The sequence below is a fragment of the Nonomuraea dietziae genome (assembly GCF_014195505.1).
In the GTDB taxonomy this organism is placed as follows: Bacteria; Actinomycetota; Actinomycetes; order Streptosporangiales; family Streptosporangiaceae; genus Nonomuraea; species Nonomuraea roseola.
Window position 1 is genome coordinate 1,199,167 of the sequence record NZ_JACIBV010000001.1, and the last position, 22,140, is coordinate 1,221,306.

22 protein-coding genes are annotated in these 22,140 nt (G+C 71.5%); 3 read left to right on the plus strand and 19 right to left on the minus strand.

Going from position 1 to position 22,140, the window contains the following annotated elements:
• Positions 1-8: 8 nt before the first annotated feature.
• Both FHR33_RS05915 and FHR33_RS05920 read right to left on the minus strand, forming a co-directional pair.
• Positions 9-455 (minus strand): phosphatase domain-containing protein, encoded by a 447-nt coding sequence (locus tag FHR33_RS05915; RefSeq protein ID WP_183644592.1) that lies wholly within the window; start codon positions 453-455, stop codon positions 9-11.
• Positions 452-1,036, minus strand: coding sequence for a CGNR zinc finger domain-containing protein (locus tag FHR33_RS05920; RefSeq protein ID WP_183644595.1), 585 nt, complete (start codon positions 1,034-1,036; stop codon positions 452-454). Before FHR33_RS05920 ends, FHR33_RS05915 begins: the two co-directional genes overlap by 4 nt.
• A 152-nt stretch (positions 1,037-1,188) precedes the next feature.
• On the opposite strand from FHR33_RS05920, the gene FHR33_RS05925 reads away from it, so the two are divergent.
• Together FHR33_RS05925 and FHR33_RS05930 are read left to right on the plus strand one after the other, a co-directional pair.
• Positions 1,189-1,344, plus strand: coding sequence for a hypothetical protein (locus FHR33_RS05925; protein WP_183644598.1), 156 nt, complete (start codon positions 1,189-1,191; stop codon positions 1,342-1,344).
• 129 nt (positions 1,345-1,473) lie between these two features.
• A complete protein-coding gene (locus FHR33_RS05930) occupies positions 1,474-2,493 on the plus strand; it encodes a fatty acid desaturase family protein (RefSeq protein WP_183644601.1) in 1,020 nt (339 codons plus the stop codon).
• Positions 2,494-2,552: 59 nt separating this feature from the next.
• Here the strand turns inward: FHR33_RS05930 and FHR33_RS05935 are convergent, their stop codons facing one another.
• From FHR33_RS05935 to FHR33_RS05955, 5 genes are all read right to left on the minus strand, one after another.
• On the minus strand, positions 2,553-4,640 hold the full coding sequence (locus FHR33_RS05935; protein WP_183644604.1) for a xanthine dehydrogenase family protein molybdopterin-binding subunit: 2,088 nt from the start codon (positions 4,638-4,640) through the stop codon (positions 2,553-2,555).
• Positions 4,637-5,617, minus strand: a complete 981-nt coding sequence (locus FHR33_RS05940; RefSeq protein ID WP_183644607.1) for an FAD binding domain-containing protein — start codon at positions 5,615-5,617, stop codon at positions 4,637-4,639. Before FHR33_RS05940 ends, FHR33_RS05935 begins: the two co-directional genes overlap by 4 nt.
• Positions 5,614-6,114, minus strand: a complete 501-nt coding sequence (locus FHR33_RS05945; protein ID WP_183644610.1) for a (2Fe-2S)-binding protein — start codon at positions 6,112-6,114, stop codon at positions 5,614-5,616. The genes FHR33_RS05940 and FHR33_RS05945 overlap by 4 nt, the downstream gene beginning before the upstream one ends.
• Positions 6,115-6,274: 160 nt before the next feature.
• On the minus strand, positions 6,275-6,700 hold the full coding sequence (locus tag FHR33_RS05950) for a nucleoside deaminase (RefSeq protein ID WP_183644613.1): 426 nt from the start codon (positions 6,698-6,700) through the stop codon (positions 6,275-6,277).
• Positions 6,697-7,551, minus strand: a complete 855-nt coding sequence (locus tag FHR33_RS05955; RefSeq protein ID WP_183644616.1) for an LLM class flavin-dependent oxidoreductase — start codon at positions 7,549-7,551, stop codon at positions 6,697-6,699. Before FHR33_RS05955 ends, FHR33_RS05950 begins: the two co-directional genes overlap by 4 nt.
• A 93-nt stretch (positions 7,552-7,644) precedes the next feature.
• Here FHR33_RS05955 and FHR33_RS05960 point away from each other — a divergent pair, with 93 nt between their 5' ends.
• A complete protein-coding gene (locus tag FHR33_RS05960; RefSeq protein ID WP_183644619.1) occupies positions 7,645-8,100 on the plus strand; it encodes an Lrp/AsnC family transcriptional regulator in 456 nt (151 codons plus the stop codon).
• 82 nt (positions 8,101-8,182) lie between these two features.
• Here FHR33_RS05960 and FHR33_RS05965 read toward each other — a convergent pair whose 3' ends face one another.
• The 12 genes from FHR33_RS05965 to FHR33_RS06020 all read right to left on the minus strand — a co-directional run bounded on the left by FHR33_RS05965 (position 8,183) and on the right by FHR33_RS06020 (position 22,129).
• Positions 8,183-9,463 (minus strand): hypothetical protein, encoded by a 1,281-nt coding sequence (locus FHR33_RS05965; protein ID WP_183644621.1) that lies wholly within the window; start codon positions 9,461-9,463, stop codon positions 8,183-8,185.
• 13 nt (positions 9,464-9,476) lie between these two features.
• Positions 9,477-10,442, minus strand: coding sequence for a LacI family DNA-binding transcriptional regulator (locus FHR33_RS05970; RefSeq protein WP_221240955.1), 966 nt, complete (start codon positions 10,440-10,442; stop codon positions 9,477-9,479).
• A 64-nt stretch (positions 10,443-10,506) separates the two neighbouring features.
• Positions 10,507-12,213: a glycoside hydrolase family 36 protein gene (locus tag FHR33_RS05975; RefSeq protein WP_183644624.1), complete on the minus strand. Its 1,707-nt coding sequence runs from the start codon at positions 12,211-12,213 to the stop codon at positions 10,507-10,509.
• A gap of 2 nt (positions 12,214-12,215) precedes the next feature.
• Positions 12,216-13,025 carry a carbohydrate ABC transporter permease gene (locus FHR33_RS05980; RefSeq protein ID WP_183644628.1) on the minus strand — a complete coding sequence of 270 codons (810 nt, stop codon included), beginning with the start codon at positions 13,023-13,025 and terminating at the stop codon, positions 12,216-12,218.
• Positions 13,022-13,924, minus strand: a complete 903-nt coding sequence (locus tag FHR33_RS05985) for a carbohydrate ABC transporter permease (protein ID WP_183644631.1) — start codon at positions 13,922-13,924, stop codon at positions 13,022-13,024. Before FHR33_RS05985 ends, FHR33_RS05980 begins: the two co-directional genes overlap by 4 nt.
• On the minus strand, positions 13,921-15,225 hold the full coding sequence (locus FHR33_RS05990) for an ABC transporter substrate-binding protein (RefSeq protein ID WP_183644634.1): 1,305 nt from the start codon (positions 15,223-15,225) through the stop codon (positions 13,921-13,923). Before FHR33_RS05990 ends, FHR33_RS05985 begins: the two co-directional genes overlap by 4 nt.
• 18 nt (positions 15,226-15,243) lie before the next feature.
• Positions 15,244-16,371, minus strand: a complete 1,128-nt coding sequence (locus tag FHR33_RS05995; RefSeq protein ID WP_246451691.1) for an aminotransferase class V-fold PLP-dependent enzyme — start codon at positions 16,369-16,371, stop codon at positions 15,244-15,246.
• Between the two features lie 109 nt (positions 16,372-16,480).
• Positions 16,481-18,910 (minus strand): M9 family metallopeptidase, encoded by a 2,430-nt coding sequence (locus FHR33_RS06000; RefSeq protein ID WP_221240956.1) that lies wholly within the window; start codon positions 18,908-18,910, stop codon positions 16,481-16,483.
• Between the two features lie 188 nt (positions 18,911-19,098).
• Positions 19,099-19,521: a VOC family protein gene (locus FHR33_RS06005; RefSeq protein ID WP_183644641.1), complete on the minus strand. Its 423-nt coding sequence runs from the start codon at positions 19,519-19,521 to the stop codon at positions 19,099-19,101.
• Positions 19,518-20,288, minus strand: coding sequence for an arsenate reductase/protein-tyrosine-phosphatase family protein (locus tag FHR33_RS06010; RefSeq protein ID WP_312895382.1), 771 nt, complete (start codon positions 20,286-20,288; stop codon positions 19,518-19,520). The genes FHR33_RS06005 and FHR33_RS06010 overlap by 4 nt, the downstream gene beginning before the upstream one ends.
• A 54-nt stretch (positions 20,289-20,342) precedes the next feature.
• Entirely contained in the window at positions 20,343-21,005 is a 663-nt protein-coding gene (locus FHR33_RS06015; protein WP_183644647.1) for a response regulator, read from the minus strand.
• Entirely contained in the window at positions 21,002-22,129 is a 1,128-nt protein-coding gene (locus tag FHR33_RS06020; RefSeq protein WP_183644649.1) for a sensor histidine kinase, read from the minus strand. Before FHR33_RS06020 ends, FHR33_RS06015 begins: the two co-directional genes overlap by 4 nt.
• Positions 22,130-22,140: the final 11 nt, after the last annotated feature.

Below are 22,140 nucleotides of genomic sequence, written 5' to 3' on the forward strand. Positions count from 1 at the left end.
TCCGGTGCTCAGCGCTCGGCGGCGAACCTCGCGATCCAGCGGCGTTGCCATGGCGTCTCGACGGCGCGGTGGTGATGGTGCTCGCGGGTCCAGGCGACGGCGTCAGCGGGGTCCACCCCTGACAGCACCGCCAGGCAGGCGATGACGGTGCCCGTCCTTCCGACGCCGCCACCGCAGGCGACCTCGACCGCCGCACCGGCCCTGGCCCGCTCGTGCAGCGCGCGGATGCGCAGGACCGCCACGTCATGGCTGCGCGGCAGCAGGAAGTCCGGCCACTCGATCCACTCGCGCGGCCAGCGCAGATCCCCTTCGTGGCGGCGGCGGAGCCGCTCGGAGCCGAGGTAGAGGCCGAAGTCGGGCACGGGCCCCTCGGGCAGCGGACGGCGCAGCCCACGACCGCGAACCCAGAGGCCGTCCGGCAGCCGGATGGCGCCGACGAGCGAAGGCCCGCTCATGGTGCCACGCTCCCCAGCCGCCGCCTGGCGCGGTGGTTGGCGACGTTGAGGCGGTTGCCGCACAGGTCGCCGCAGTAGCGGCGGCGGCCTGGCCTGCTGGTGTCGACGAACACGCCGCGGCACCCGGGAGCGTCGCAGGGGCGGAAGCGCTCGTGACCGAGGGCCCTGACGACGCCGAGCAGTCCGATGCCGACGAGCGCCGCCAGCTCGTCGGCGAGCGACGCGCCCCGCGCGGTCGGGACGTACCACTGCCACCGGCCGTCGGGCTCACGCTGGAGGATCGGGCTGAGACCTGCGCGCATGGCCAGCACGGTCCCTCCCGCGACGGCGTGCTCCTCCGTGGCGGTCTCCAGGACGCCCCGGACCTCCCTGCGAAACAGATGCACCTCTCGGAGGTCGTCCTCGGTCGGCGGCCGCTCCGCGAGCGCGTCGAGCCGGAGATCGCGGTCGGCCAGGAAGCCCGCGAGCGCTTCCGGGTCGGGCAGGGCCTCGCCCATGGTGGAGCGCACGGTGGGCGAGGTGTTGACCAGGTCGCCGGCCACCGCCGCCCCCACCGTGTAGTCGCTGACGGAAATCCGCACGCCTCCCCCTCAGTCGGTAACCGATTAAACGCAACTATAACCCTTACAGCGGCATTCTGTGTCGAGCCACTTAGGGCGGCGAGCTCGGCATCGCCGCCTGGGCGTGGGGTGCGCTGCTGGGCGAGGAGGGGCTGCGGCCGGCGGCGGGTATCGTGCCCGTGCAGTCGGTCGACAACCGCGAACTCGGCGCGGCGGGGCCGGTGACCGCCCAGCTCACGGCGGCCTACGAGGCCGCCGTCCACGGCAGGGACGAGCGTTACCGCCACTGGCTGACCCCTGTGGCGGCGGCCTCCCGCGCGACCCGTTGAGAGGTGGCGGCCCGGCTGGTGCGGCGACCCTAGCGTGCCGTCCGCCGTCCGCGCAGTAGGGTCCACCCCCCAGCCGTCGTGGGTGCCAGCTGGATTTCCGGTGGAGGGCGGCTCCAACAGACTCCTTCCATGACGATTGATCAGACCGTGCGGCCGGCCACCGGCAGCGACTACGCCAGGCTCCTCCAGCGCGTCACGGCCGCTGGACTGATGCGGCGCAGGCCCGGGTACTACGTGGCCAGGGCGGCCGTGGTCGGCGGCCTGTACGCCGGTGGGCTCGCCGCCTTTCTCGCGCTGGGCGACTCCTGGTGGCAGCTGCTGGTCGCGGCGTTCTTCGCGGTCGTGTTCGCCCAGGTGGCGCTCATGGGGCACGACATCGCGCACCGTCAGATCTTCCGTACCGAGCGGCCGAGCAGGATCGCCGGGTGGTTCGCCGGCAACCTGCTCGTGGGCATGGGCTACGGGTGGTGGATGGACAAGCACACCCGCCACCACGCCAACCCCAACCACGAGGAGCTCGATCCCGACGTCGCCCCCGACGTCCTGGTCTGGTCGACCGACCAGGCCAGGGCGAGCAGGGGTCTGCCGCGGTTCATCGGCCGGCGGCAGGCGGCGCTGTTCTACCCGCTGCTCCTGCTCGAAGGCCTCAACCTGCACCTGTCGGGCTTCCGGTCGCTGCGCGACCCGAGGACGAAGCACCGCCTGGTGGAGGGGACGCTGCTGAGCGTCCACGTCGCCGGCTACCTCGCCGCGCTGTTCCTGGTGCTGTCGCCCGGCAAGGCGCTGGTCTTCTTCGCCGTCCACCAGGGCCTCTGGGGCTTGTACATGGGCTCGGTGTTCGCGCCTGGACACAAGGGCATGCCCACGCTGAAGCCCGGCGAGAAACTCGACTTCCTGCGCAAGCAGGTCCTGACCACGCGCGGGGTGCGCGGCGGCTGGTTCGTCGACGCCGCCATGGGCGGGCTCAACTACCAGATCGAGCACCACCTGTTCCCGAACATGCCGACGCCGCACCTGCGCCACGCCCAGTCCATCGTCCGCGCGCACTGCGCCGAGATCGACGTGCCCTACTACGAGACGGGGCTGATCGAGTCGTACCGGCAGATGCTCAGGCACCTGCACGCGGTGGGCGCGCCCCTTCGCGCCTGAACACGCGCTCCCCGATGGACGCTGACCGCCCGCCGCCCGCTCCCCGGGGAGGAGGGCGGTCAGCGCAGCAGCTTGTCGAGGCGGATGGGCAGGTCGCGGATGCGGATGCCGGTGGCGTGGTGCACCGCGTTGGCGATGGCCGCCGCGGTGCCGACGATGCCGATCTCGCCGATGCCCTTGGTGCCCATCGGGTTGAGGTGCGGATCGTCCTCCTCGATCCAGACCGCCTCGATGTCGCGCACGTCCGCGCACGCCGCCACGTGGTACTGGGCGAGGTCGCGGTTGAGATAGTCGCCGAACTCCCTGTCCATGAGGCTCTCCTCGAACAACGCCGTCGACAGGCCCATGGTCATACCGCCGATGAACTGTGAGCGCGCGGTCTTCGGGTTGACGATCCTTCCCGCGGCGAACACGCCGAGCAGCCGCAGGACCCTGGCCTCCCCCGTGTCGACGTCCACGCCGACCTCGGCGAACTGGGCGCCGAACGCGTGCCGTGAGAAGCGCTCCTGCGCGCCGATCTCCTCCTTGGTGTCGGCGGCGGCCTCCAGACCGGCCGAGGGCAGGTCGCCGCTCCTGGAGACCTGTTCCCTCAGCGCCTCACAGGCCCGTACGACGGCCGTGCCCCAGGAGGCGGTGCCCATCGACCCGCCCGCGAGAGTGGCGGGGGGCAGCGCGCTGTCGCCGATCTCCACCGTGACCCTGTCGGGTGAGGTGCGCAGGGCGTCGGCGGCGATCTGGGTGAGCACCGTGCGGGCGCCCGTGCCGATGTCCGTGGCGGCGATCCTGACGGTGTAGCGGCCGTCGGGCTCCAGCCGGGCGCTCGCCTGGGAGGGGCTGCGATAGGCCGGGTAGGTGGAGGCGGCCACCCCGGTCCCGATCAGGGTCCGTCCCACGAGCCTGGCGCCCGGCGTGGGATCGCGGTCGGCCCAGCCGAACCTCCGTGCCCCCTCGCGCAGGCAGGCCACCAGGTTCCTGGAGCTGAACGGCTCGCCGCTCTCCGGATCGGCGTCGGGCTCGTTGCGTACGCGCAGCTCGACGGGGTCGATCCCGCAGGCGATCGCCAGCTCGTCCATGGCCGACTCCAGCGCGAACATGCCGGGGGCCTCTCCCGGCGCGCGCATCCAGCTCGGGGTGGGGACGTCGAGCTTGACCACCCTGTGGGTGGTTCTCCGGTTGGGGGCGGCGTACATGATCCGGGTGGGCGTGGTGGTCTGCTCGGCGAACTCGCGGATGGTGGAGCACTGCTCGATCGCCTCGTGCACGATCGCGGTCAGCCGGCCGTCCACGTCGGCGCCGAGCCGTACGCGCTGGATCGTCGGGGTGCGGTAGCCGGTCACCGCGAACATCTGCTGGCGGGGTACGGCGAGCTTGACCGGGCGGGTGACGTGCTTGGCGGCCAGCGCCGCGAGCACCACGGGGGCGAGGGGCTGCCCCTTGGACCCGAACCCGCCTCCCACGTGGGAGGCGATGACCCTGACGTTCGCCGGCGGCATGGTGAACAGCGCCGCCAGGGTGGCGCGGACAGCCGACGCCCCCTGGGTGGAGTCGTACAAGGTCAGCCCGTCGGCGTCCCACCTGGCGACGGTGGCGTGCGGTTCCATCGGGTTGTTGTGCTCGGCGGGCGTGCTGTAGGTCGCGTCGACCCGGATCGGCGCCGCCTCCATGGCCGCGTCGGGATCGCCGTGCTCGCTGTCGGTGGGGTAGCCGGCGTTGACCTTCTCCGGCCGGTACAGCCCCGGATGGTCGGCGCGCAGCTCGGTGTCGTGCGGTTCGCCCGCGTAGTCGACCGACAACGACCTGGCCGCCTCCCCCGCCGCCTGCAGGGTCTCGGCCACCGCGACGGCGATGTACTGGCCCCGGTAGGCGACCCGCGCGGACTGCAGCACCGACAGCTCGGCGTTGTCGGCGGGCGCCAGCCTGGGCGCGTTGCGGTGCCAGATGATCGCGATCACGCCGGGGATGGTGAGCGCCGCCTGCACGTCTATCGCGCGCACCTCGCCGCGGGCTATGGACGCCTGCACGGGCACCGCGTAGGCCAGCTCGTCGGGAGAGTGCTCGTAGGCGTAGCGGGCGCGGCCCGTCACCTTCTCCATGCCCTCGACCCTGTCGAGCGCCGTGCCGACGTACGGCCTGGCCGTGGTGGTCATGACGCCAGCTCGCTGAGGACGCGGACGAGGACGTTGCGGACGAGCGGCACCTTGAAGGCGTTGTCCGGCAGCGGGCGGGCGCCGGCCAGCTCGAGGTCGGCCGCTCTGGTGAACTCCTCGGCGGTGGCGGGCGCGCCGCGCAGCGCCGACTCGGCCAGCGTGGCCCGCCATGGCACGTGGGCGACCCCGCCCAGCGCGATGCGGCAGTCGCGGACGACGCCGTCGGCCTCGTCGAGCGCCACCGCGACCGACACCACCGCGAACGCGAACGACGCCCGGTCGCGCACCTTGCGGTAGCGCGAACGGGAGGCGTACGGCAACGCGGGCAGCTCGACCGCGGTGATCAGGTCACCGGGTTCCAGCACGGTGTCGCGCTCGGGCTCGTCGCCCGGCAGCCGGTGCAGCCCTGGCATCGGCACGGTACGCGTCCCTTCGACGCCCTCGACGTGCACGCTCGCGCCGAGCGCGGCCAGGGCGACGGCCATGTCCGAAGGATGGGTGGCCACGCAGCTGCTGGAGTGCCCGATGATCGCCAGGTTGCGGTGGTCGCCCTCGCGGGCGGGGCAGCCCGAGCCTGGCCGGTGCTTGTTGCACGGCTTGGCGATGTCCTGGAAGTAGGAGCAGCGGGTGCGCTGCAGGAGGTTGCCGCCGACGGTGGCCATGTTGCGGATCTGGCCGGAGGCGCCCGCCAGCACCGCCTGCGCGAGCATCGGGTAGCGGTGGCGCACCACGGGATGGGCGGCGAGGTCGCTGTTGCGCGCCGCCGCACCGATCAGCAGGCCGCCGCCTGAGCTCTCCTCGATGGCCTCCGACGTGGCTCGGGTGACGTCCACCAGCACGGCCGGTGTGGCCACGCCCAGCCGCATCAGATCCACCAGGTTCGTGCCGCCGCCGAGGTACATGGCCTCGGGCTGCCTGCTCAGCGCGGCGACCGCCGACCGCGTGTCGGCCGCCCGCTGGTAGTCGAAGGGTTTCACCGTGCCACCTCCCCTATCGCGGCGACGATGTTGACGTAGGCGCCGCAGCGGCACAGGTTCCCGCTCATCCGCTCGCGGATCTCCTCCTCGTCGAGGACGGGCTCGGCGCACACGTCCTCCGTGACCACGCTCGGCCAGCCCGCGGCGGCCTCGGCCAGCATGCCGACCGCCGAGCACAGCTGTCCCGGCGTGCAGTAGCCGCACTGGAAGGCGTCGTGCGCGATGAAGGCGGCCTGGAGCGGATGCGGCCTGTCCCCGTCGGCCAGCCCCTCGACCGTGGTGATCTCCCGATCGTCCAGGGTCACCGTGAGCGTCAGGCACGACTTGACGCGCCTGCCGTCCACCAGCACCGTGCACGCCCCGCACTGACCGTGGTCGCAGCCCTTCTTCGCGCCGGTCAGGTCGAGGCGTTCCCTGAGCGTGTCGAGCAACGTCTCGCGGGTGTCCACGACCACCGGGTACTCGTCGCCGTTGATCGACAGCAGCATGTCCGTCATGACCGGAACGTCGGACCCTGAAACAATCACGGGCGCTTCCTACCCGCCCGTCCTCGGCGCGCATCCCGACTCGCCGACGATTTCCACGGAGCGGACCCATTCATGGCCCGCAGGTGAGACAACGCTCCTGGCGAAGCGATCTCATGGGAGGACGGCGGGCTCAGACGTAGTAGCCCTCGACCGGCACGCGGGCCTCCTCGAACAGGGCGGGCCCCTCGAGCCGCGCCCCCGCGACGGCGGCGGGCGGCTTGAGCGTGCCGAGCTGCTCGCTCGACAGGGCGAAGACCACCCTGCCCAGCCCCGACCGCTCGATGGCGCCCGCGCACATGCCGCAGGGCTGGCAGCTGGTGTACATCGTGGTGCGCGCCGCGCTCTCGGCATCCAGTTCGCGACCCGCCCATCGGGCCAGTTTCAGCTCCGGATGCGCGGTGATGTCGGCGTCGGAGAGGCTGCTGTTGCGCTCCTCGACGAGCACCTCGCCGTCCGCGCCGACCAGGAGCGAGCCGAACGGCGGGTTGCCGCCCTCGCGCGCCTCGGCCGCGAGCTCGATGGCCCTGCGCAGGAAGAGTTCGTCGGCGTTCGTCATGGTCGCTCCGTTGATCGGGGTCGGTGGGCGGCGAGCGCGGCGAGGGCCTGCCAGGCCGTCTCGGGGTGGCAGGTCTCACGCGGGTCGCCGTTGAAGGGGTCGAGCACGACGGTGTCGGCGCCGAGGCGGCTCAGTTCGTCGAGGTCGCCGAGGATCTGGTCGATCGTGCCCTCTCCGGCGAGCCTGTCCGCTCCGGTGACCGGCTTCTCGGTGAGCCTCAGGGCGATGCGCGGGACCATGCCGGGGCTGGGCCGTCCCTGCTCGTCGGCGAGGTCCCGCAGCCGCGGCGCCGCCTCGCGCAGCCAGCCGAGGGTGTTGCGCAGGGGGTGCCATGGCTCACCGAGGCGTATCGCCCTGCGCATGCCCTGGTCGCTGTTGCCGCCGATCCAGATCGGGATCCGGCCGGGGCCGTAGTCCTCCTCGTCGGCCCATGCCGTACGCAGGGTCCGCACGTACTCGTCGGTCAGCGCGCCGCGCCGGTGGAAGTCGACGCCGAGCGCCTCGAACTCCTGCCGGGCCCACCCGATGCCGACGCCCAGGACCAGCCGCCCGCCACTGAGCTGGTTGAGGTTGGCCGCCATGCGGGCGACCAACAGCGGGTGACGGTAGGGCATGATCAGCACGGTGGTGCCGAGCCGGATCCTGGGCACCACACCGGCCAGCCAGGACAGCGTGGTGAAGGGCTCGTAGAAGGGCGCCGGGTACTGCTCGGCCACGTCGGGCGTCACCACGAGATGGTCGGACAGCAGCAGCAGGTCGTAGCCGAGCCCCTCCACGTTCTGCGCCCATCGGCGCAGCACGGCGGGGTCGGTCCCTGGCCCGAAGTTCGGTACGTTCACTCCCAGAAGCACCCGACCAGGCTATTGCCGACGTCCGGGGCGCCGGAAGTGCGAGCTACCGGTACAAGACGGCTCTCGCCGGGAATCTGCCGGTAATCTGGCCCAATGGCCGAGAGTCTCGATAGCACTGACTGGTCGATCCTCGCCGAGCTCCAGCGCGACGGCCGCCTTCCGCTCACCGAACTGGGCCGGCGGGTCAACCTCAGCTCCTCGGCCGCGACGGAGCGGGTCAGACGGCTGGAGGCCGAAGGCGTCATCACCGGTTACCGGGCCGAGGTGGACCTGACGAAGGCCGGCTTCGCCGTCCTGGCGGTGGTGCGGCTGAAGTACCCCGGCAGCCGTCACGAGCCGCTGCACCGGCTCCTCGAGGAACGCTCAGAGATCCTGGAGTGCCTGCGCGTCACCGGCGAGGACTGCTACACGCTCAAGATCGCCGCCACCACCATGAGACATCTGGAGCGGCTCGTGGACGAGCTGGCGCAGTTCGGCAGCACCACCACCAGCATCGTCTACAACCAGACCCTGCCCTACCGAGGCCCCCAGCGGGTCACCCCCGCGTGAGCGGGTCACGCGTTCCGCGACGGCGAACCGGGTCCGGACCTCGGTGCGCCCCGCCCCAGGCCTGCCGCCTTCAGCCCCGGGCTCAAGCAGTTCCTGTCCGACGGGCCGTGAGCGTGGTGCCGGGCGGCACCCGCTGGGTGAGGCCGCAGGCCGTCCAGGTGTAGGTGAGGTGCTCCGACAGGTTGGTGAGCGTGGTCGTGCCGCCCTCGTGGCGGACCGCCACGCTGCCGCCGCCGACCGGGATGCCGGAGACGGCCAGCCAGTCGACGCCGGCGGGCAGTGAGGGCTCCGTGGTGATCGCGCCGCCGTGCGGCCGCACCCCCAGCAGGCCCTCGACCACCTGGCTGACCAGCGTGAACGACACCTCCGGATAGTCGCCGTTGCGCCCGCCCGCCACGTGCCCGCCTTCGCGGGAGGCGTAGATCTCCCTCATCCACCGCCAGGCCGCCTCCGGTCTGCCGTGCCGGAAGAACGTGTCGGGCAGGTACGTCCACGCCTCCACGTTGTGCGGCCTGCCGGGACCGCCGGCCTGGGCGTCGATGTGGTCCAGCAGGTCGTCGTCGGCGGTGAGCCGCTTCAGCGCGGGGAACCAGCTGCTCTCCATGCCCCAGCCCGTGACCGGCGTGCCGTCCCGGGTGAAGCCGCGCACGCCCTTCCACTCGGAGGCGTAGTGCCGGCGCAGGTCGAGAGCTCGCCGCTCGTAGTCGTCGCCGTCCATGCCGCGCGCCCTGCACAGCTCGGCCATCGCCAGGAAGGCGGCGTACCGCGCGGCGACGCCGTCACCTGCCACCGCCAGCGGCTCGCCGTCCTGCTCGTTGTAGGTGGCGGTGCCGTCGAAGATGCCCGCCCCCAGGGCGGTAGGGGGCAGCTCGACCGCCCGCCGGTAGTAGTCCCACAGCACGGGGTCGTCGACGTAGGCGCGGTCGCCGGTCCACCGGTAGGCCACGGCGCCGGCCTCCACCAGCTCGTACACCGCGGGCGCCTCCCTGACGAACGCGCCGGGACCGCGGTAGTCGATCGCGAGGTAGGAGCCGTCGAAGTTGAACGCCCACACGGGGCGGTGGCCGTGTTCCTCGGTGGCGGAGGCGGCGAAGCAGCGCAGCATCGTCAGGTTGGCCTCGTCGAGGCCGAGCAGGTGGGCGCCGGGGAGCTGGTGGACGAAGTCGCGCAGGTAGAAGCCGCTGCGGTGGGCGTACCCCGCCCAGTACGAGGGCAGGTAGACGCCCTCGCCCGTGCCGGACGGCTGCCGCTCGTCGACGTCGAGCGGGCCGCGCGAGCCTGCGGGGTGCGCCCAGCGCAGTGCCCTGTCGCACGCCCACTCGAACATCGCCACCAGCTCCTCGTTGGAGGAGTCGATACGCATGAGAACCTTCCGATCAGGGGCCGAGGCTCGGGCGGACCACCAGCTCGCCTGGGAGCAGGAGGCCGGCCTGGGGGGTGACGCCGTCCTCGACGATCCGCAGCAGCCGGCTGACCAGCGCCTCGGCGATACGGCGGAGCGGCAGCCGTACGGTGGTCAGGGCGGGTTGCAGGAACGCGGTGACGGGAAGGTCGTCGAAGGCGACCAGGGCCAGGTCGGCGCCGATCTCCACGCCCTCGGCCCTGGCGGCGGCGTAGACGCCGAGGGCGAGCCAGTCGCCCCCTGCCACGATCGCGGTCGGGCGGGCGCGGCCCGCGAGCAGCTCACGGGTGGCCGCGACGATCTCGCCCGGGTCGTCGCCCGGCACGGAGAACTCCTGCCCCGCCATGCCGTGGCGGCGCACCCCCGCGAGGAACCCGTCGCGCCGGTCGTCCATCCACGGCTGCCCGGAGGAGGAGCCGAGGAAGGCCACCTTGCGGTGCCCTCTGGCCGCCAGCAGGCCTACCAGCTCGATCACCGCCTGGACGCTGTCGACGTCCACCCACGACTGCGGATGCCCTGGCTCCGTGCGGCCGAAGGCGGCGAAGGGGAAGCCCTCCGCCGCCAGATGGGCCACACGGGGGTCGTCGCGCAGTATGTCGGACAGCAGGAAGCCGTCCACCGTGCGCCCGGCGATCAGCTCGTCGAGCGCCTGCTCCTGGCTCTGCCCAGGGCGCGGCCTCACCAGCAGGATCCGGTAGCCGGCCTCGCCCGCCGCGGACACGACCGCCTCGAGGAAGCCGCCCATCAGCGGGTTAGGGTTGGCCGGATCGTCCACCGGTGTCGGGTAGGCGATGATCCGCCTGGTGCCGGACTTCAGGGCGCGCGCCGACTGGTCGGGCCGGTAGCCGAGCTCCTCGATCAGCGCCGTCACCCGCTCCAGTGTCTCGGCTCTCAGCCGGTGCGGGGCGTTGAGCGCGTTGGAGATCGTCTGACGTGACACGCCGGCCCGCGCGCGCGACGTCCTCGATGGTGACCCCGCGCTCGCGTGGCCGACGTGTCGTCACCTAGTCTCTCCTCAGCTTGAGCAGGCCGCCCATGGGCACCTCGACCAGGCACGCTCCCGCGTCGAACCGCAACCTGTCGGCCCTGACGAGCGATCCTCCGCAGTCGAAGACCTCGGCTCGCGCCTCGCCCTCGCCGTAGAGGACCACGCGGGGGTCGGGGTCGGCGTTGGCGACGAGCACCTCGCCCGTGCCCGGAACGTCCACGGCGAGGGGAGCGTAACGGGCGATGATCGTGGTCTCCCCATCGTAGGCCCGCACGAGCGGGTAGCCGTGCTCAGGCTGCGCCGGCTCCAGCACGCCCAGCTGCAGCGCGTCGAGATGGCGGCGGAAGACCCCCAGCCAGAACCCGACGGCGGCGAGCTGGTCGGGCCGCTGCGCCGCCAGGTCGACCGACAGCTGGGGCACCGAGAACAGCGCGTTGATCAGGTGCACCGCCACCTGCTCGGCGGGCTCGTCCGGGTGCCAGAGGATCATGTCCGAGTGCACGGCGACCGGGCCGGCGGTCAGCCGCAGGTCGATCGTGCGCTGCCGGTTCTCCTGCGGGCTGAGCGGGCAGTCGGTCGCCCGCACCATGTTCGCGTACGGCCACAGCCCGGGGCTCGTGTACGGCTGGCGGTGCTCGATCAGCACCTGCGGCCTGGTACGGCGCAGCCGCGCGTCGAGGTCGTGCAGCAGCCGCCGCACCCCCTCGTCGACCTCCGCGCAGTCGGCGCCGTCGGCGGGCGCCGGATCGCCGCCGGGTGTGGCGAACCGGTCCACGAAGTCGATCTTCAGACCGTCCATGCCCCACAGCTCGACCGCCTGGGCGAGCCTGCCGACGAGGAACGCGCGCACCTCGGGGTGGCGTGGGTCGAGCACCGCCGCGTCCATGTGGTCGAGGTAGCGCAGGAACCTGCCGTCGAAGCGCTCGAAGGCCGCGTTGTGCTTGCCGACGAACGGCAGCGCGTACCACAGCATGTAGGCCATGCCGTCGCTCTGGACCCTGCGCACGTGGCTCGCGATGTCGGGGAACGCCTCCTTGTTGGGCTCCCAGTCGCCGCAGAAGGCGTAGCCACGGGCCCGGTCGGCGGTCTGCCAGCCGTCGTCCACGATGATCGTCTCGCACCCGAGCCGCTTCGACAGCCTCGCCTGCAGCTCCACCGCCTCCTCGGTGATCTCCTGGTGCATGCTGTACCAGGTGGAGTAGACCGGCAGCCTGGCCTGACGCGGCGTCGGCGGCAGGTCGCGGCCCTGCTGCCACCACTCCGCCACGCCGGCCAGGGCCGCGGAGTACAGCCGGTCCGACAGGTCGATCCTGACGCGCAACCCGTCGCCCTGCAGGGTGAAGACGAACTCGCCGGTCTCCTCGATCAGCCCTCCGGTGAAGCTCACCGGCGCCACCGACTCCGCCAGCGCCGCCGTGCACACGTTGGCTCCCGCCGTACCGACCAGGCTCACCACGGGCGCGCCGACGGTCAGCCTGGCCGACATCGGCGCGTTCCAGATCGGCGGCACCCAGCGGGTGCCGCTGCCCGGCGTCCAGAAGGCGACGGTGTTCACGCACGGCACCTTCCACTGCACCCCCGTCGCGTCGGGGGCGTCGATCAGCCAGACGCCCTCGGCGACCGGCGTCACCGTGACGTCGGTGGTCCCCGCGACCGCCACCTCGACCCCGCCCGCGTGAACCACGGTCGTCTCGCCGAGCGCGTGCGGCTCCCAGATCTGCATGTCTATCCCTTCGTGGCACCGGCCAGCAGGCCGGAGATGAACTGTCGCTGGAGAACGAGGAAGAGGATCATCATGGGCAGCGAGGAGATCGCCGTGCCCACCATGACCTGGCCGAAGTCGGTCCTGGCCAGCCCCTGCAGGGTGGCCAGCGCGACGGGCAGGGTGTACATCTCGGGCGTGCGCAGCGCGATCAGCGGCCACAGGAAGTCGTTCCACGCGCCGAGGAAGAGGAAGACCGCCAGCGCCGCCAGCACGGGCCGCATCACCGGGACCACCACCCGCCACAGCACCCGCAGCTCACCCGCGCCGTCCACCCGCGCCGCGTCCAGCAGCTCGTCGGGTATGGCCAGCAGCGACTGCCGCATCAGGAAGATGCCGAACGGCACCGACAGGCTCGGCAGGATCAGCGCCGGATAGCTGTCGATCAGCCCGAGATCGTTCATCATCTCGAAGATCGGGATGATGGTCACGCCGCCGGGGATGACGAGCGTCGACAGCAGCAGCACGAAGAACAGGTCGCGGCCTTCGAAGGAGAACTTGGCGAAGGCGTAGCCCGCCAGCAGCGACACCACGATCGCCCCCGCGGTCTGCACGACAGCGACGTACAGCGTGTTGCCCAGCACCCGCACGAGACCGATCGACTCCTCCAGCTGGGCCGTGTTCGCGGCCAGCTGGTCGCCGGGGTAGAACTTCGGCGGCCAGGAGAAGATGTCGGCCGTGCTGTGCGTGGCGGCCATGGCCAGCCAGTAGAACGGGCCGACGCACAGCCCGAACACCACGGCCAGCGTGAAAGTGAGCGTCCAGCCCTTCATTTCTTCTGCAACCTCATCTGTGCGATGCCGAACACGGCCACGATCAACGTCAGGGCGTAGGCGATCGCCGCCGCGTATCCGAAGTCGAAGTAGCGGAAGCCGTTCTGGTACAGGTAGAGCGAGATCGTCAGCGTGGAGTTGTCAGGGCCGCCGCCGGTCAGCACGAACGGCTCGTCGAACAGCTGCAGCGTCCCGATCGTCGACAGCACCACCGTCAGCGCCAGGATCGGCCGCAGCTGGGGCACCGTGATCGACCAGAACCTGCGGGCCGCGCCCGCGCCGTCCACCATGGCCGCCTCGTAGAGCTCTTTGGGGATGCTCTGGAGGCCTGCCAGGTAGATGACCGCGTTGTAGCCGGTGTAGTGCCAGGTCAGCGCGATGACGATGGAGATGCGGGCCCAGAACGGGCTGCCCAGCCAGTCGATCGGCGTCACGCCGAAGAGACCGAGCAGCCAGTTGAGCAAGCCGGCGTCCTTGCGCAGGATCACCGAGAACATCACGCCGTAGGCGACCAGGCCCGTCAGGCTCGGCATGAACACCCCGAGCCGCCACAGGCCGCGCAGCCGTACGAGGGGGGAGTTGAGCCCGAGCGACAGCAGCAGCGCGAACAGCAGCATGATCGGCACCTGGACGACCAGGATCAGTCCGGTGTTCCAGAGGGAGGTCCAGAACAAGGGGTCGTTCACCAGCCGGACGTAGTTGTCGAGCCCGACGAAGCTGCGGGCCGCGCCCGCGCCGGTGGTCAGGCTGATGTACATCGCGGCGATGATCGGATAGGCCTTGAAGACCAGGAAGCCGAGCAGCGCGGGCATGATCAGCAGGTAGGGGATGTTCCGCCTGGTCACGTACGACTGCCTGGTCCGTGCCCGCTCCCGCGGCCTGGACAGCGTGAACGTCATCCGGCCAGCTTCCTGTTCGTCTGCTGGGCCAGCAGCGTGGCGGCCTCGGTCAGCGCGGCGGCCGGATCGGCGCCCTTGAGCAGCACCTTCGTCTGCGCGTCACTGGCGATCTTCAGCGCCCTCGCGTAGTCGCCCGAGTAGTAGGTCGCGTCGGCGCCCTCGGTGAGCGCGTCGACGAACGGCTTGAGCGCGGGCTGGTCACCGTAGTACGGCTGGGGCTCGGTGTACCTCGGGTCGGAGTAGGCCGCGGTCAGCGCGGGGAAGACGCCGCCCTCCTTGAACACCTTGTTGATCACTTCGGGCCTGGTCAGCGCGTATTCGACGAACGTGTACGCCTCCTTCTGGTGCGGGCTGGTGCCCGACACCGCCAGGTGCGTGGAGTTGACGATCGCGGTGCGCTTGCCGCCGGGCGTCACGGCGGGCGGCTGCATCACGCGCCACAGGCCCTTCTGTTCCGGGCGCATGTCGGGGATGTAGCTGACCGCCCACGCCGCCCACGGCAGCACGGCCAGCTTGCCGCCGCTGATGAGCTGCTTGGCCGTGCCCTCGCCGGAGGTGTCGGCGACGATGCCCGCGTCGTTCATCTTCTTGAGCAGCGTCATGGCCTGGACGGCGGGCGCCGAGCTCAGCGTCACCTCGCCCTGCCCGTTGAAGTAGAACGCACCCTGCTGCTGGAGCAGCGACTGGTAGAAGTCCATGTCGACGCTGCCCGCCGCGGACTTGTTCAGGCCGACGAGGAAGGCGCCGGTCTTCTCCTTGAGCTTCTTGCCCGCCTCGATCGCCTCGTCCCAGGTGGTGATCTTCTCCACCTCGACGCCCGCCTTGTCGAACAGGTCCTTGCGGTAGAAGAAGCCGACCGGGTTGACCTCCCACGGCATCGCGTAGACGCCGCCGTCCTTGCCCGTCACGGTCGGCCACAGGCCCTTGGCGAAGGCGTCCTTGTGTGAGTCGGCGCCGAGCTTTCGCAGGTCGGCCAGGCCGCCGGGGAACTTGTCCATGTAGCCGGGCAGGTAGTCGATGCCGATGTGCAGCACGTCGCCCAGGCCCTTGCCGCCCGCGGCCATGTCGATGGTGATCTTGTCCCAGATGGCGGGGTTGCCGACGGCCTGGACGGTGACCTTGATGTTCGGGTTGGCCTTCTCGAAGTCCTTGGCGACGGCGGCCAGGCCGTCGGAGGCGGGCTTCCACGACCAGACGGTGATCTTGACGGGGCCTGCCTGCCCGGGGTCCTCTGTGGTGCCGCAGGCCGCGGTGAGAGCGCCGGTGAGGAGGACGGCGAGGGCCGCGCGACGGTCGATCATTTCGTTCCTTTCGGGGGGTCAGGGCCTGCGTGCGGTACGCAGTCCCTCGGCCAGGCGGTCCACGGCCTGGCTCGGGGTGGTGGCGTGGGGGGACAGCCGGATCCAGCGGCCGCGCAGCGTGGTGGTGAGCCCCGCTCTGGTGAGGGCGGCGTGGACGTCCTCCGGATCGCGTCCAGGGAGGTGGAGGCAGGCGATGCCGCCGCGCTCGCCGGGGGGAAGGCCGTCGTGCTGGATCTCCGCGCCGGCGGCTCTGGCGGTGTCAAGGAGGGCGCCGAGACTGTCGGCCAGCCTGGCGGCGATGGCCTGGACACCCACGGTGGCGACGAGATCGAGGGCGGCGCCGAGCGCGGAGACGGCCGGATAGTCGGGGTTGGTCAAGGTGTGCGCGGCAGCCCCCCGCAGTGGCTCGCGGGGGTGACTCTCCGATGCCAGCGGGTCGTGGACGCCCGACCAGCCGCCGAGGCCCGGCGAGAGGTGGCGGGCGACCCGGTCGCGGACCATGAGGAGGGCCGCGCCCCACCCCGCCCTGAGCCACTTCTGGCCGCCGGAGGCGAGCACGTCGGCCGCCTCGACCTCCAGCGGGACCGCGCCGAGGCCCTGGATGGCGTCCACGACCAGGACCCGGTCCGGTCCGAGGAGCTCCTTGAGCGCGCCCAGGGGCGCCCTGTGGCCGGTCAGCGCGTCCACCGCGCTGACCGTGAGCGCCCTGACGTCGGGAGTCAGATGCGCGGCCACGACCTCGGGGGTCACCCGAGGAGCGTCGATCCACCGCACCCTTGGGCCTCCGCGATCCTGGAACCGCAGCCACGGGTAGACGTTCGAGGGGAACTCGCCGCGCCGCACCAGCACCACCCCCTCGTCCGTGGTGCCGCGGCCGAGGGCGGCGGCGGCCGCGAACAGCGCGTGGCTGGTGGAGGTGGCGAAGGCGACCTCGTGCGGCGCGGCCCGCAGGAACAGGGCCGCGCTCGCGCAAACCTCCTCGGCCCGCGCCGCAAGCACGTCCACCGCCTGCTCGCCCGTGCTCAGCCGCGTTGCCTCGACGAGCGTCATGGCCACGTCGTGCGAGAGGGGGCCCACCCTGGCGAAGTCCAGATAGCCGGGGAGGTGGTCGAATCGCTGCAGGTAGCGCGCGAGTTGAACGTTCATATCAACACGGCGCTGCATGGGGGCTCCAGACCAGAGAGGGGGATATGAACGTTCAATATAGGGCAGACCGGGCGCGCCGGGAAGACCCCGGGCGCGCCGTTCGTGCGGCTCAGTACTCGGTGGTCAGCGTGACGCCGCCGAAGTCCGTCACGCCGTACAGGCTGACGTAGTTCCAGCTGTTGGGCTGGACGTCGGCCACCAGGCTCTCCGCGGTGCCGGGACCCGTGGACCGGGCGTCATGGGAGGTGACGGTCGCCCATCCCGCCCTCTTGACGTACAGGTCGGCGTTGCCCGTGCCGCCGGAGGAGGTGACCTTGAGCCTGGACACGCCCGGAGGGATCCACAGGTAGAAGTAGGCGTGGTTCCGGTTGCTGTGCCCGATCCCGGTACGCCTGCAGTCCTCGCCCATGAGGCGCGGGTCATCGCCAGGGCAGTCGGGAAGGGCGGGCGGCTCGGCGCAGGCGCCCGCCGCGCACGCGGTCAGCCAGGTCCGCCAGTCGGCCTCGTGGTCGAGCGAGCGCAGCAGGCCGCCCGCGGCGCTCCAGTCGCCTGTCCTGTAGTGGCCGAGCAGCGTGGCGACCTCGGCGCGCTGACGCTCGAACATGTACCGGACGGCGAGGTAGCCCCAGACGTAGATCCGGTTCTGGCCCTGGCCGTAGGCGGTGTCGAAGAGTTCGCGCAGCGTGTGGCTGTGCTTGGCGGCCTCCGTGTGGGCGGTGGTGTTGGGCAGGCCGCGGTAGGACCACGAGACGTACTCGGCCAGCCCCTCGCTCCACCACACGACGGGCGTGGTCGGGGAGCCGAAGTTCCCGTACAGGTCGAAGCGGCCGTCGAGGTAGTGCGTGTACTCGTGGTTGAGATTCCACACCGCGAAGTCGGGCCGCTCCCACGTCGCCTCGTAGGCGATGAAGCGCGCCTGGTTGCCCGCCGCGGCGGGGTCGCCTTCCAGGTACATGCCGCCGTTGTTGGTGTCGATGCCGTAGATCGGGCCCGCGTAGGTCCGGTAGTCGGCGCTGGAGTCGAAGACGACCACCTCCAGCGTGGCGTTGCCGTCATCGGCGACGGGCCTGCCGCCGGAGGCGACCAGGCCGTGGAAGAAGGCGTCCTGGTTCGCCAGGCTCGCGCAGGTGGTCGCGAACTGCGCCGCGGTCATGTCCTGCGCCAGGATGCGCAGGGCCGGGCCACAGGAATGGGTGTACGGCAGGGCGACGGCCTTCAGCCTGGCGGGCAGGTCGCACACGTCGTAGTACGCGCAGTCGGCGGGGACGCTGTCGAAGGTCACGTCCGCGATGCCGATCCAGAGGGGAGCGGTCCTGCCGGTGATCGAGTACTCCTCCAACATGGCCTTCACCATGGGTTTGACGGTCGGGACCAGGTCGGAGTGGCTCAGGAACCTGGCCAGCTCCCGCCCGGCGTTGACGGTCATGAACGCGGAGTCGGTGCCGAGCAGGTCCAGATGGTTCTCGGCGAAGGCCTTCAGGGAGTGCAGCAGGCCGTGGTCGGCGGCGACGGCGGCGACGAAGTCGGGCCTCCAGTGGCCGCGGAAGATCGTGTTGAAGGCCTCGTAGACGGCGTTGCGCATCCACCACGAGGCGTTGTGGGCGCTGTCGTAGGAGTCGAGCAGGCGCTTCATGACCGGGATGTAGCGGGCGTTCTCTCCGGAGCTCGCGGTCAGGATGACCGCCTCGGTGAGCACCTCTCCGTTGGCGTCGGAGACCGCCCTGGAGGCGGGCGCGGCGAAGAACGCGTCGAGCCCCGCGCGCACGGCCACCTGCAGGCTCTCGGTGTACGGCCCGACCGCGTCCCTGTTGTACCACTGCACGTAGTAGCCGGCGCGCAGGTAGAGCAGGAGCTGTCCCACCGAGGTGGAGTTGTCACCGGGATAGGAGGGGGCTGCGCTCCGGAGGGCGTTCGCCACGGGGATCATCTGCGATTCGCGGAAGGCCCCACGGGCGTCGTCGCCGGTCAGCGCGAACAGCGTGTTGACGCACGAGACCTGCGCCGCCTTGATCGCGGCCACCAGCGCGTCGCCCGTCCTGGTGGTGAAGACGGTGATGTCGCAGGCCGTCGCCTTGGTGGAGCGGGCGGAGGGACGCGGGCGGGTCGGCTGCGCGGCGGGGTCGTCGTAGTCGCGCCTGCTCTCCTTGCGGGGCTCGGCGAGCGGCGGCAGTTCGGTGGCGGGCAGCGGCTCGGCCTGCCGGTGCGGGGTGGCGGCCGAGGCGTCCCCGGCGGGCGGCGGCTCGGCGCCCGGCGGGGCCGCCGCCCCTGGCGCCGTCACGGCGGCCTCGGCGCGCCCGGCGACCGCGGGAGCTTCGGAGCTCCCGGCGACCGCAGGGACCTCGGCGTGCGCGGCGACCGGGGAGGCTGCGGAGCGCCTGGCGACCGAAGAGGGCTCGGCGTGCGCGGCGGCCGCGGAGGGTGGGGCCGCCGCGGATAACTCGTTGGATTCGGCGTGGGAGGCGGGGGCGAGGCCCCCCGCTCCGAGACCGAGCGTCAGGGCGACCACGGCCGCCTTCAGCATGGATTGCGCGATTCTCATCACCACTCCTGGGGGATGGAGCGCGGGAGGGCCGGGCCCCCGAACCTCCGGCCGGCCGCGATGGGCTACGTGATGCGTAACATGTCACACCGTTCAAGGGGAATCAAGGCCGAATTTTATGAACGTTCATAGGGCATCGTCGCCGTCTTCCCTCTGCACTGCCGTCATCTCGCCACGCCGGGTACTGGTCAGGCTTGGGCAGGTCGGGTTCGGCGCGGTGGGGCGACTGGAGCGTGCGCGGGCTCGAACAGTTCGATGAGGTTGCCGGCGGGATCGGTGAGCAGGATCTGGCGTCCGCCGGGGCCGGCGACCACGTCGCTGGAGAAGGACGACACGCCGGCGCCGCGGAGCCGGTCGATCTCGGCGTCGAGATCGTCGACGAGGAGGTGGATGCGGTTGCGCCCGGCGGTGGTGCCCTGAGGGGTGGCGCGGGCGCCGGAGCTGGCCGGTCCGGACAGCAGCAGCCGCAGCGGTCCGCGCACCACGTCGGCGAAGGCGGGCGCGGCGTCGGTGTTCAGGGCGAAGCCGAGGTGGGTGGTGTAGAAGTCGACAGCGGCGGCCACGTCGTCGACGAGGTAGCGGACACTGGCGAGCTGATCGGGCACGGTCATGACGGGACCTCCTGTGGCGCGAGGACAGGCAACAGGTAACGGATGCGGGTGTCGATCTCGGCCACGGTGCGGGCGAAGGCCGGGTGACCCGCCCCCTCGGTGCGGCCGGCCGTGGCCGGGTCGGGGATGCTCCAGTGCAGGCGCCGGGGGTGGCCGCCGAAGTCGGGGACGACCTCGCGGACCTTGTCGCACATGCTGATCACGTAGTCGAACCGACGGCCGGCCACGGTGTCCAGGTGCCGCGGACGCCGGCCGGCCAAGTCGATGCCGTAGCGCTCGCGCAGGGTCCGTACGGCGTCGGGATGCAGCTCCTGCCGTGGGTGACTGCCCGCGCTGGTCACCTCGACACGGCCGCCGGTGCGATGGCGGAGCAGGGCTTCGGCGATCGGTGAACGGGCGCTGTTGCCCGTACAGGTGAACAACACGGCGGTCCCGCGCACGGACGACGGCGGTGGCGTCGGCGGGGCCGGATCGAGGCGGAGCGCGGGGTGCAGAGCGGCACCGGTCGCGGCCAGCGCGTGGGCACAGCCTTCCAGTTCCAGATGGTAGTAGCTGTCGCGGGCGTCGAAGCTGCTGCGCCGCGAGGTGATCAGCCCGCCGCCCCGCAGCAGCCGCAGATGGTAGGAGACCAGATTCTGCGGCTGGCCGACCAGCTCGACCAGCTCGCGAACGCGGTAGTCGCCCGCGGCCAGCTCGGTCAGCAGTCGCCACCGCAGGGGATGGGCGGCCAGTCGCAGGAAGGCCGGAGCGCCTTGGGCCGAGGACACCACGCCATAATACATCAAGCCAGTTTGATGCATCTGTGACCCCGGGCCGAGATGTCAGGAGCCGCCCGGGGCCACCAGGCCTGATTCGTAGGCGAGGACGACGAGCTGAGCGCGGTCGCGGGCGTGGAGCTTGGCCATGGCTCGGTTGATGTGAGTTTTCGCGGTCATCGGGCTGATCACCATGCGGTCCGCGATCTGGTCGTTGGACAGGCCGTGCGCGACCAGGGCGACGGCCTCACGTTCGCGGCTGGTCAGGTCTTTCAGCCCCGTGCCGGCGCCGGCGATGAGCGGCTGGGTGATGTACCTGTTGATGAGCTTGCGGGTGATCGAAGGGGCGAGCAGCGCGTCACCGCGCGCCGCCACGCGCACGGCGTGAAGGAGGTCTTCGGGCACGATGTCTTTGACGAGGAATCCGGCCGCGCCGGCGCGCAGCGCGTGGAAGACGTACTCGTCGAAGCCGTAGTTGGTCAGGATGACGACGTGCACCCCGGCCAGCGCCGGGTCGGCGGCGATGCGCCGGGTCGCCTCGATGCCGTCGGCGACCGGCATCTGGATGTCGATGAGAGCCACGTCGGGCAGATGCTCCTTCGCCAGAGCCACGCCCTCTGCCCCGTCGCCGGCCTCGGCCACCACCTCGATGTCGTCTTCCAGGTCGAGGAGCGCGCGAAATCCGCTGCGGATGAGTGGCTGGTCGTCGACCAGCAGGACACGGATCACGGCGTCTGCCCCACAGGAAGTTCAGCCTGGACGGTGAAACCGCCCTCGCTGCGCGGCTCGGCGCGCAGCCGGCCGCCGAGTGCCGTGACTCGTTCGCGCATCCCGAGCAGCCCGACGCCGGGCACAGGGGCGGCGTCCGGTGTGGCCCTGCCGTCGTCGTCGATGCGTATCGCGAGGCCGTCCGGACGGCAGTCGATCCGGATCGACGCGGAAGCGGCGGTGGCATGGCGGGCGATGTTGGTGAGCGACTCCTGCACGATCCGGTAGACGGTCCGGCTCACCGCGGCCGGCACGTCATGTCGTTGCCCTTCGATCGTCAGCGTCGCGTCCAGGCCGATGCTACGGGCCCGTTCCACCAGCTCAGGAACGTCGTCGAGCCCACGCGGCGGGGTCGTGTCGTCATCGCGCAGCGCCTGCAGGGTGGCGCGCAGTTCCCGCGCCGCCTCACGTCCGGCCTCCTGGATCGCCAGCAGGGAATCCGGCACCTGTTCACCACGCCTGCGGGCGACGTGGACGGCGACTTCGGCCTGCACCTTGATGATCGAGATCTGGTGGGTGAGCGAATCGTGCAGCTCCCGCGCGATGTGCAGCCGCTCCTCGTCGGCGCGGTGCTGCGCGATCTCCTCCCTGGTGCGCTCGGCTTCCTCCGCCCGTCGCTCGGCCTGCCGCACCGCTTCACCCGCGGCGCCGGCCGCGACCAGCCAGGCCAGCTCGAGCGCGCCCCTGGCCTGCGCGAACGCCTCACCCGTGTCGTGCAGGCCCGAGGCCAGGGCCGCGAGAGGGAGGAGGGCGAGCACGATCACGCTCGCCGCCACCGTGATCGCGCGGTGTCCCGCCCGCACGGCGGCGTACACCGCGAACAGGTAGGCGACGGCAGGCACGTCGAAACCGGCCGCGTGATGACCCACCGCGCACAGCCCGGTGACGGCCAGGACGGGAACAGGGGCCCGGCGGCGCGCGACCAGCGCCAGGCCGCCCGCCGTCAGCAGCGCGTAGCCGAACAGGTCGAGGTTCGTGGTGGAGTGCTGCCCGGACAGCCCGGTGACCAGCAACGCCGCCGCCACGCAGATGGCGATCGTCCAGTCTGTGACCCAGGCCCTGACACCGGACCGTCCTATGCGCATGCGCGCACTGT